General features: G+C 70.7%; 3 protein-coding genes and 1 pseudogene. All 4 read left to right on the forward strand.

The annotated features are described in order from the left end of the window. Positions 1 to 2: 2 nt before the first annotated feature. A pseudogene (locus OR16_RS24425) lies at positions 3 to 4,569 on the forward strand (condensation domain-containing protein). Positions 4,570 to 4,572: 3 nt separating this feature from the next. Then, positions 4,573 to 7,179: an AMP-binding protein gene (locus OR16_RS24435; protein WP_237717200.1), complete on the forward strand. Its 2,607-nt coding sequence runs from the start codon at positions 4,573 to 4,575 to the stop codon at positions 7,177 to 7,179. A 4-nt stretch (positions 7,180 to 7,183) separates the two neighbouring features. Then, the gene (locus OR16_RS46290; RefSeq protein WP_237717204.1) at positions 7,184 to 7,435 is read left to right on the forward strand and encodes a phosphopantetheine-binding protein; all 252 of its coding nucleotides are present in this window, start codon (positions 7,184 to 7,186) and stop codon (positions 7,433 to 7,435) included. An 84-nt stretch (positions 7,436 to 7,519) separates the two neighbouring features. Further along, a partial coding sequence (locus OR16_RS24440; RefSeq protein ID WP_006160794.1) for a non-ribosomal peptide synthetase occupies positions 7,520 to 10,950 on the forward strand: 3,431 nt, incomplete at its 3' end.

The following is a 10,950-nucleotide window of genomic DNA, read 5'->3' on the forward strand; positions in this document are numbered from 1 at the left end:
GTATGCAGTCCGCTCCAAACGTCCCGGCCACGCTGGTGGCCCACCTCGGCCAACTGGCCGTGCACCGCGCCGGCGATACGGCACTGATCACCATCGACGCCGCCGGCGATACCCGCTACGACTACGCCTCGCTCGATGCCCGCGTGCGCGCCCTCGCCTCCCATCTGGCGTCGCGCGCCGCGCCCGGCGACCGCGCGATGCTGCTGCTCGACAGCGGGATCGATTATATGACCGCGTTTTTCGCCTGCCTCTACGCGGGATTGATCGCCGTGCCCGCCTTCGAGCCCGGCGCGGTCCGCTTGGCGCAGGTCGCGCGATTGCGCGCCATAGCCAGCGATGCGGACCCCGCGCTGCTGCTGACCAGCACGGCGCAGGCCACCGCGCACCACGATGCGCTGGCCGCCATCGCACCGCGTGCCGCCGTGATCCTGGCCGATGATCCGCAGCCGCCCGCGCGGCACGACTGGCATCCCTACCCTGCCGGCCCGGACACGCTGGCCTTCCTGCAATACACGTCGGGGTCCACGGCTTCGCCGAAGGGCGTCATGGTCAGCCATGGCAATGTCATTGCGAACGAGGTGGCGATCGCGACCGGCATGGGCGTGCGGCCCGGCGACACGATGGTCAGCTGGCTGCCGCTGTATCACGACATGGGCCTGATCGGCGGCCTGCTGCAGCCCATCCACAGCGGCGTGCCCGTGGCGATGATGTCGCCGCAGTTCTTCCTGGAGCGGCCGGCACGCTGGCTGCAGGCCATCAGCCGGCATCGCGGCACGCTGTCGGGCGGCCCCGATTTCGCCTATCGGCTTTGTGTCGAACGCGTGCGCGACAGCCATTTCGAAGGGCTCGACCTGTCGAGCTGGGACGTCGCATTCTCGGGCGCGGAGCCCGTGCGCGCCGACACGCTGCGTGCCTTCGTCGACCGCTTCGCACCGGCCGGCTTCCGCAAGCAGGCGCTGTATCCGTGCTATGGCCTCGCCGAGGCTACGCTGTTCGCCACTGGCGGCAAGCGTGGCACGGGCATGCTGAGCGAGCGTTTCGACCCTGCCGCCCTGGCACAGGGCCTGGGGAAGACGGCGAATGCCACCGACAGCGGCATGGAACTGGTCGCCTGCGGATTCCCCCGCGCCGACCATACCGTGCGCATTGCCGATCGGGATGGCCGGGCAGTCGCGGATGGGCACGTTGGCGAGATCGAAATCGCGGGCCCGAGCGTGGCCCACGGCTACTGGCGCAATGCCAGCGCCACGGCGGCCACGTTCACTGGCGACGCCGGTGCCGAACGCCGGCTGCGCACCGGCGATCTCGGCCTGATGCGCGACGGCCAGCTCTACATCGCGGGCCGGCGCAAGGACCTGATCATCGTACGCGGCCAGAACCTCTATCCGCAGGATATCGAGCAGGCTGTGGAAGCGAAGGTCACCGCCGCGCGCCGTGGCCGCGTGGCGGCGTTTCCCGTGCAGGGCCCCAATGGCGAGGCGATTGGCATTGCCGTCGAGATCTCGCGGCCGGACCAGAAGCGCATCGGACATGTGGCGCTGGTCCAGGCGCTCGCGGAAGCGGTCGGCAATGCCTGTGGCGAAACGCTGGCCGTGGCGCTGCTGCTGAACCCCGGTGGCCTGCCCAAGACCACCAGCGGCAAGCTCCAGCGCAGCGCGTGTCGGCAGGGTTGCGCGTGTCGGCAGGGTTGGCTCGACGACGGTCTGGACGCCTGCGCCGTGTGGTCGCATGGCGCCTTCTCGCGCGGCGGAATCTCCGCCAACGGCCAGGCCCCGGCCGCCGGTGAGCCCCCTCGCGGCGAAGCCGAGATCGCCCTTGCCGCGTTGTGGCAAGAGCTGCTGGGCGCGGCGCCCGCCGACCGGCAGGCTCATTTCTTTGCGGCCGGCGGCAGTTCGCTGACGGCCGCGCGCCTTGTGGCACGCCTGCGTGAGCGATTCGGCGCGGCGGTGCCCATGCGTCTGCCGTTCGAGCACCCTACGCTCGCCGCCTGCGCGGCCGCGCTGGAGTCGCTCCAAGTCGGCGGCAACGATGGCGCCGACGCGCCGATTGCGCGCGCACCGCGTACCGGCGAGATGCCGCTGGCGCCCGCGCAGCAGCGCATGTGGCTGACGGACCGCATTGCCGCGCCCGCTGACCGCTGGATCTACAACATGGCCGGCGGCCTGCGCCTTGCCGGCCCGCTCGACGCGCAGGCCATGCGCGCCAGCCTGAACGCGCTCGTCGAACGCCACGAAATCCTGCGTACGTCCTATCCGGCCGACGCGAACGGTGCGCCCTCCGCGCGCATCGCGTCCGCGCTGACGATCGATCTGCCGTACCACGACCTGTCGTCGCTGGACGCATCCCAGCGCGCGGCGGCCTTGCACGAACTGGCCGAAGCCCAGGCGCGCGAACCATTCGATCTGTCCAGCGCCCCGCTGCTGCGCGCGCGGCTCGTGCGGCTGGCCGACGACGATCACGCGCTGCTGCTCACGCTGCACCATATCGTCGGCGATGGCTGGTCCATCGACATCCTGCTCGATACGCTCGCGGCCGGCTACAACGCCGCCATCGCGGGCACCGCGCTCGATCTGCCGCCGCTGCCGATCCAGTACGCGGATTACGCCGTCCATCAGCATGGCGCGGACGGCGCGCGGTCCCAGCCATCCGAGGCCTCGTTCTGGCGCGATGCGCTGCAAGGCGCGCCGCGCCTTACGACGATCCCGTCGCCAAACCGTCGCCCGCCCGTGGCCTCGACCACCGGCGCCGCATGCCACAGCGAGCTTCCCGATGCGCTGCTGGCGCGCGTCGATGCGCTGGCCCGTGCCCACGGCGCCACGCGCTATGGTGCTGCTGGCAGCCTTCCACGCGCTGCTGCACAGGCTGGGCGGTGCCGAAGACCAGTTGGTCGGCATCGACGTGGCCGGCCGCACGCGGCGCGAGCTGGAGGAACTGATCGGCTTCTTCGTCAACGTGCTGCCGCTGCGCGCGCGGCCCCATGCCACGCTGACGTTCGCTGCCCTGCTGGCCCAGTTGCGCGATGCCACGCTGGCCGCTTTCGATCATCAGGCCCTTCCCTTCGAGCGCATTGTCGAAGTGGCCGGCGTGCCGCGCGAGCGCGCGTGGCACCCGCTGGTCCAGATGCTGTTCGTGCTGCAGAACACGCCTGCCGACGCGTGCCAGTTCGCGGGCCTGCGTGCCGAACGCCTGCCGACGCCTGTCCACGCCGCCAAGTTCGACCTCGCCGTGTTCCTCGACCCCCACGCCGATGGCCTGCGCGCCGAATGGGTCTACGCGACGGCCCTGTTCCCGCGCGCCACCGCGCGCCGCATTGCCGATGCCTACGGCGCCGTGCTGGCCCAGGCCGTGTCGAACCCCGCCCTTCCGTTGTCCGGCCTCGTTGTGCCGGCCGGCCTTTGCGAACCCGCTACCGATATGCCCGCCATGACTTCCAGCCAGATTTCCAGTCCCGGCAAGCTCGACAAGCTCGCCAAGCTCAACAAACTCGGCAAGGTCGCCGGGCTCCCGAAAACGGCGGCAGAAGCGGCTCCGGCCGCGCCGCTCGTGCGGACGTCGTTCCTGTCGCCGGGCCAGACCTTCCCCATCGTGATCGAACCGACCACGCCGGACCTGGACCCCGTGGCATGGGCGCTGGCCCATCGGCAGGACATCGAGGCCACGCTGTGCCGCCACGGCGGCATCCTGCTGCGCGGCTTCGGCCTGCGCACGCCGCAGGAGTTCGAACGGTTCGCGGAATCGATCGAGCCGGGGCTCTATGGGTCGTATGGCGATCTGCCGAAGAAGGAAGGCGGCCGCAACACGTATCGCTCCACGCCGTATCCGGAGCGCGAGATGATCCTGTACCACAATGAAAGCGCGCACCTGTCGCGCTGGCCGCGCAAGCAGTGGTTCTTCTGTGAGCTGCCCTCGCCCGTCGGCGGTGCCACGCCGATTGTCGACTGCCGCGAGATGTATCGCCGGCTGCCGCGTGAACTGGCCGCCCGCTTCGAAAGCAAGGGGCTGCGCTACGTGCGCACGTTCAACGACAAGCTCGATGTGAGCTGGCGCGACTTCTTCAAGACGGACTCGCGCGACGAGGTGGAGGCCCGGCTGCGCGCCTCGGGCACCGATTTCGCATGGCTGGACGCCGATACGCTGCAGACCCGCGAGCAATGTCCCGCCGTGATTGCCCACCCGGTCACCGGCGAGCGCAACTTCTTCAATCAGGTGCAACTGCATCACACGGCCTGCCTGGACCCCGAGGTGCGACGCGACCTGCTGGAGATCGTCGGCCCGCAGCGGATGCCACGGCAGGTGCTGTTTGGCGACGGCAGCCCGATCGGCGACGACGTGATGGCGCTGATCGGCGAACTGTATGAAGCCTGCGCCGTGCGCTTCCAGTGGCGCCAGGGCGACGTGGTCATGCTCGACAACATGCTGGCCGCCCACGCGCGCGATCCGTTCGAGGGGCCGCGCAAGATCGTCGTGGCGATGGGCGACATGTTCGAGCGCCGCGACCTGCCGGCATTGGCGGGCCGTCCCGCTACGGCGGACAGCGCTGAAGTGGCCCTCGCCACGCTGGAGGGCTGAACGATGAATGCCATCGTCCATCCGTTCGGCACCGGAAGCGATTTCCCGGGCCACGCCCAGGCCCTTGGCCGCGAACAGCGGGCATTCGAAGCACACGCGGACGTTCCGCTCACGCTGACGGCCACCCTCGACGGCACGCTCGATTCCGAGCGCCTGCAGCGGGCACTGGCGCACGTCGCCGCGCGCCATCCGGCTGCGCGCCTGGCATTCGGACGCGTCGACGGCCTGCGCGGACTGCGCCAGCATTTCGAAGGCCCGGCGCCCGTCATGACGCTGTCGGCGCCTGCAGCCCGTGGTGATGTGCCGGCCTTGCAGGCAAGCGTCCAGCGCCTTCGCGAACCGGGCGGCACCGAACGTACGCACGTATCGCTGGCCGCCAATCCGCTCGCCATCGATGGCCCGAGCCTGGTCACGCTGATGCGCGAACTCGCGCAGGCGTACGCCGACGATGCCGTGCCAGCCGGGGAAGCCCCGCTGTCCTATGCCGATTACCTCAAGTGGACCGCCGGTCTCGCGCAGGACAACGTCGAGGCCGGGCAAGCCTACTGGCAGGCCGTGCGCGACCGTCTTGCCGGGCTCGACGCCCCGCGCCTGCCGTGGCGGCAGGCGGGCACGGCGCCCATTGGCGCGCTGCGCACGCTATCGGCACCACTGCCGGAGGCAGATGCCGCTGCGCTCGCCGGCCTGGCCAGCCAGCTCGACCTGCCGCTCGTGCATGTGCTGCAGGCGGCATGGTGGCTGCTACTCGCCCGACTCGATCCCACGGGCCGATTCTGCGCGGGCTGGTGGCAAGATAGCCGCGACGATTTCGAGGCGCTGGCCGGCGCCGTCGGCCGCTACGAGTCGGTGCTCCCCGTCACGGTAGAGCCCGACGCGGAACGCAGCGTCGCCGATTGGCTCGGCCAGTTCAGCGCCCAGCTTCAGCAGCACGCGGGCTGGCGCGAGCACGCCACGGCCGATGCCGCGTCCGGCACGCCGACGCGTATCGGCTTCGCCACCACCGGCCCTGCCCTGCTCCGCGCGCATCACGGCGATATCGCATGGCGCATCGCTGCGCCGCAGGCACCGACGCCGGGCGTCGAGCTGGCGCTGCACGTCCATGCCGGCGATGCTGGTTTGCCGGGCGAACTGGCGCTGCACTATTCGGCTGAGCACTATCGCGCCGACGCGATGGCCTGCCTGCTCGACCAGTACCTGACCCTGCTGCGGACCCTGCCGACGCAGTCGGGGACCACCGTCTCGGCGCTGCCGCTGGCCACGGCCGCGGATCAGGCTCGTATCGCGGCGATGCACGGTCCGGCGCTGCACGTCGGCACCCAGATGCTGCCGCAGCGGCTGGCACACTGGGCCGCCGAACGGCCACTGGCCGCCGCGCTATCCGCCGGTGGTCGCCAGTGGGGCTATGCGGAACTGTCCGCCGCCGTCGATGCGCTGGCGAGCGATCTGCCGTCACTGGGTTGGCGCCCGGGCCAGCCGGTGGGCCTGCTGCTGCCACGTTCCGGCGAACTCGTGATCGCGCTGCTGGCGGTGATGCGTGCCGGTGGCGCCTATCTGCCGCTGGACCCCGCATGGCCGCCGCAGCGGCGCGCGCGGATCCTGGCGGACGCCGGCGCCACACTGATGCTGACCGACGCCGCGCACCTCGCGGACGCAGCCGGTCCGACACCGCACGCGGATGTCGCCGCGTGGCCGGCGTCTTCGTCCGGCGTCACGTCCGGGGCGTCGCTGCCCGATATCGAAGCGGACCAGACGGCCTACGTGCTCTACACGTCGGGCTCCACGGGCACGCCAAAGGGGGTGCCGATCTCGCACGCCCAGTTGCTCAACTATGCGGCGGCCTCCGGCCAGGCGCTGCGGCTCGATCGCTGCGAGCGGTTGTGGCGTGGCGGCTGCCTCTGTGTGGCGGACGATGCCGATATGCAGGATGCCGCCAGCTTTGCCCGCTTCCTTGCCCGCGAACAGGTGGACTGCCTGAAGATCGTCCCGTCCCATCTCGATGCGCTGCTCGACGGCGATGCGGCGCCGCTGGCGCTGCCGCCGCACGCCACAGTGGTGGTGGGCGGCGAAGCGGCCTCGCCGGCATTGCTGGCGCGCCTGCGCAAGCGTGCACCCGATGTCCGCCTCTGCAATCACTACGGCCCCACGGAGACCACCGTGGGCATCCTGGTCCACGAAGCGGGCCGTGCCGCCGACCTGCCGGAAGCGCCCCTGCCGCTGACGCGTGTCCTGGCGAACTGCGAGGCTCATGTCCGCACTGTGGCGGGGCAGCCGGCGACGGTCGGTGAAACGGGCGAACTCTACACGTCTGGCCACGTGGCTCGTGCCCGAGGCGGAAGCGGATGGCGCGCTGACAGCCGCGCGACGCAATGCACTGCGCCAGGCGCTGGCGGAGCGCCTGCCCGATCCGATGATTCCCGCGCAGTGGTTTGCCGTCGCGGCGCTGCCGCGCCTGCGCAACGGCAAGATCGATCGCCGGGCACTCGCTGCTTCGGCCCTTGCCGAGCCGGACGGGGCGTCCGTCCCGTCCCGCGAGCCGGACAGCGCGCTGGAAGCGCTGCTGCTCGACCAACTGCGCGATCTGCTTGGCGCGCCCACGCTGGCGGTCCATGACGATCTGTTCGAGGCCGGCGGCCATTCGCTGCTGGTCATCAAGCTGGTGGCGCGGATTCGCAAGCTGCTCAAGCTGGAAATCGCGCCTGCGGTGGTGTTCGACGCCCCGAGTGCCGCCGCGTTGGCCGGCGCCCTGCGCGCCACGGCTACGGACCCCGATGGCCTGGAGACGCTCGCCCGCCTGCAACGCCAGTTGGCGGCGATGTCTCCGGAGGCCCTTGCCGCCCTGCGCGCATCGGCCGGCACCACGGCATGACGACAGCCCCGGCGCGATGGACGCGCCGGGGCGTCGACCGATCGGGATACCGGGAAAACAGGCTACTTCTTCAGGACCGCATTCATGACGCAATCTTCCAACGCTGCTCAGCAGGCAGCGCTGCTGGCGCTTCTGCTGGAGCAGGACGCCGAATCCGCAACGCACGCGGCCGCCCAGTTGCCTGCTGGCGTGGATGCCGACGCCATGGCGTCCACTGGGCCAGCCGATGGCGGCGACGCCCCGCTGTCGTTCTCGCAGCAGCGGCTGTGGTTCCTGCTGCAATACGAGCCGGGCAGCACTGCCTACAACCAGACGCGCGCCTATGTGCTGCGCGGGGCGCTGGACCGCGCCGCGCTGGATGCCGCGCTGCGCGCCGTGATGGCGCGGCATCCGGCGCTGCGCACGCGCTTCGTCGCCGATGCGGCCACGCCGGGCGCGCTGCCGCGACAGGTGGTGGAGCCCTCGCCGGCGTTTGCGCTGGCAGAGGCCCCGCTGGCGATGGGCGCTTACGCGCTGCACGCCCGCATCGACGCCGAAGCCGCGCGGCCGTTCGACCTGGGCCAGGCGCCGCTGCTGAGGGCGACGCTGCTGATGCGCGCCCCCGACGACCACGTGCTGCTGCTGTCGCTGCACCACATTATCTCGGACTTCGTCTCGAATGCCGTGATTGCGCGCGATCTCGCGCAAGCCTACGGTCAAGCCTTGGCGGGCGACGCCGTGCGCCTTGCGACACCGGGTGCGACCTTTGCCGCCCATGTCAGCCGCCAGCGCGATGCCCTGGCCAGCGGCGCGCTCGATACGCAGCGCGACTGGTGGCAACGCCTGCTGGGTAGCCATGTGCCCGCGCTGCAACTCCCCACGGACCGCCCGCATGGTGCCGACGCGACGCGTATCGCCCGCCGCGTCAACGCTGCCTTGCCCGCGCGGCTCGCCCGCACATTGCGCGCGTTCTGCGTCGCGCAGCGCTGCACCCCGTTCGTGGCGCTGCTGGCGGCGTGGCAGGCGCTGCTGAGCCGCCATGCGGGGCAGGATGACTTTGCCGTGGGCGTGCCGCACACCGGCCGCGACGGCGATGGGCTCGACGATGTGGTCGGCTTCTTCGCCAATACCCACGTCTACCGCTCGCGCGTCTTGCCCGGCGTGACCGGCTGCGCGCTCTGCGAAAGCCTGCGCGCCGATGCGCTGGGCGCGCTGGGCCATGCGGCACTGCCGTTCGAAGTGCTGCTCGACCGCATGCACGTGCCGCGCGATGCGGGCCGGCCGCCGCTGTTCCAGGTGATGTTCAACCTGCGCACCGCCACGGCAGGTGCCGGGCTGTCGCTGCCGGGCCTGACCGTGGAGGCTGTGGAAGCCCGCGAGACGGGCGCCAAGTTCGACCTGATTCTCGATGCGGAAACCGGCGCCGAGGATGTCACGCTCCATCTGGAGTACGACTGCGCGCTGTTCGACGCCGCCAGCGCCGAGCGCCTGCTGCGCGACTACGTGACGCAGTTGTCGGGCCTGATGCATCAACCGGACCTGCCGCTGACGGCGACGCCGCTGCTCGACGCGTACGACGGCGCGGTGCTTGCGCACCAGCTTGCCGCCGGCCGCCCGCTGCGGCGCGCCGCTGCCATCGAGCCCGCGCATCGCCAGATCCAGCGCCACGCGGCGCGTTCCGCCGATGCCATCGCCCTGCGCCATGGCGACACCACGGTCAGCTACGGAGACCTCGAACGGCGCGCCAACCGGCTCGCGCACCGGCTGATCGCACTCGGCGTGGGGCCCGAGGTGCGCGTCGGCATCGCCATGGAACGCTCGCCCGAGATGATCGTCGGGCTGCTGGCGATCCTGAAGGCCGGCGGCGCCTATGTGCCGTTCGATCCGGCCTATCCGGCCGAGCGGCTGGCCTATCTGTTCGAGGACAGCGGCATTGCGGCGCTGCTGACGCAACCGGCGCTGCGCGACCTGCTGCCGCCGCGCGATGGCCTGCCGGTGCTGATGCCGGATGCCGACGCCGACGATCTCGTGTGGCCCGACACGGCGCCCGATGTCGACGTACGGCCGGAACATCTGGCCTACGTGATCTATACGTCGGGCTCCACGGGGCGGCCGAAAGGGGCGCAACTGCAGCACGGCAACCTGTCGCGGCTGCTGGCGTCCACGCAGCATTGGTTCGGCTTCAACGCGGACGACGTCTGGACGCTGTTCCACTCGTATGCGTTCGATTTCTCGGTGTGGGAGATCTTCGGCGCGCTGTGCCACGGCGGCCAGCTTGTGATCGTTCCCTTCCACGTGAGCCGCGCCCCGCAGGAATTCATCGCGCTGCTGCGGCGCGAGCGCGTCACGGTGCTGAACCAGACGCCATCGGCCTTCCGCGCCTTGCTGGCGCAACCCGAGCTTTACGAGGCACCGCTGGCGCTGCGCTACGTCATTTTCGGCGGCGAAGCGCTCGATCCGCAGGCGCTGCGGCCGTGGATCGACCATGCCGGTGATGCCGCGCCGCAGCTGATCAATATGTACGGCATCACCGAGACCACGGTCCACGTGACGTACCGGCCGATTAGGTGTGCCGACCTGGACCCCGCCACGCGCGCACGCAGCCCCATCGGGGAGCGCATCCCCGACCTCGGCATCCGCGTGCTCGATCCGGGTTTGCATCCGGTGGCGCCGGGTGTGGCCGGGGAACTGTTTATCGCGGGAGATGGCCTGGCCCGTGGCTACCTGAACCGCGCGGCACTCACCGCCGAGCGCTTTATTCCCGATCCGTTTGCCGACGACGGTGCGCGGCTCTACCGCACGGGTGACCTGGCGCGCTGGCTGCCTGACGGGCAACTGGAGTACCTGGGCCGGATCGACCAGCAACTGAAGATTCGCGGCTTCCGGATCGAACCGGGCGAGATCGAGGCGCGGATTCTCGCGCAGGAAGGTGTGGGCAACGCGGCCGTGCTGACTATCGAGGGCCCTTCCGGCGCAAGGCTGGTGGCTTATGTCGTGCCGGCTGGTGGCGCGCAGGTGGATATCGCCGCCGTCCGCACCGCATTGGCCGCCGAATTGCCCGACTACATGGTGCCGGCGGCATTCGTCGCGATCGACGCCCTGCCCCTGACCCCGAACGGCAAGCTGGACCGCCGTGCGCTGCCGGCGCCGGCATTCGAGAGCGCCCAGACCTTCGTCGCCCCCGAGGGCGAGGTGGAAACCGCACTGGCTGGTATCTGGGCCGAAGTACTGGGCCTGCCGCGTGTGGGCCGCTCGGACAACTTCTTCGAACTCGGCGGCGACTCGATCCTGAGCCTGCAGATCGTGGCGCGCGCCCGCGCGGCCGGCTGGCTGCTGACGCCGCGCCAGCTTTTCGAGCGTCAGACACTGGCCGAACTGGCGGCGGTCGCCACGCCTGTGACGCTAGGGGCCGATGCCGGCAACGCGGTGCCCTCCGGTGCGGTCCCGCTGCTGCCGATCCAGGCTGATTTCTTCACCATGCCGATGGCCCGGCGTCACCACTGGAACCAGTCTGTACTGCTCGATTGCCGGGACGG

The sequence above is a fragment of the Cupriavidus basilensis OR16 genome, assembly GCF_000243095.1.
GTDB lineage: Bacteria > Pseudomonadota > Gammaproteobacteria > Burkholderiales > Burkholderiaceae > Cupriavidus > Cupriavidus basilensis_D.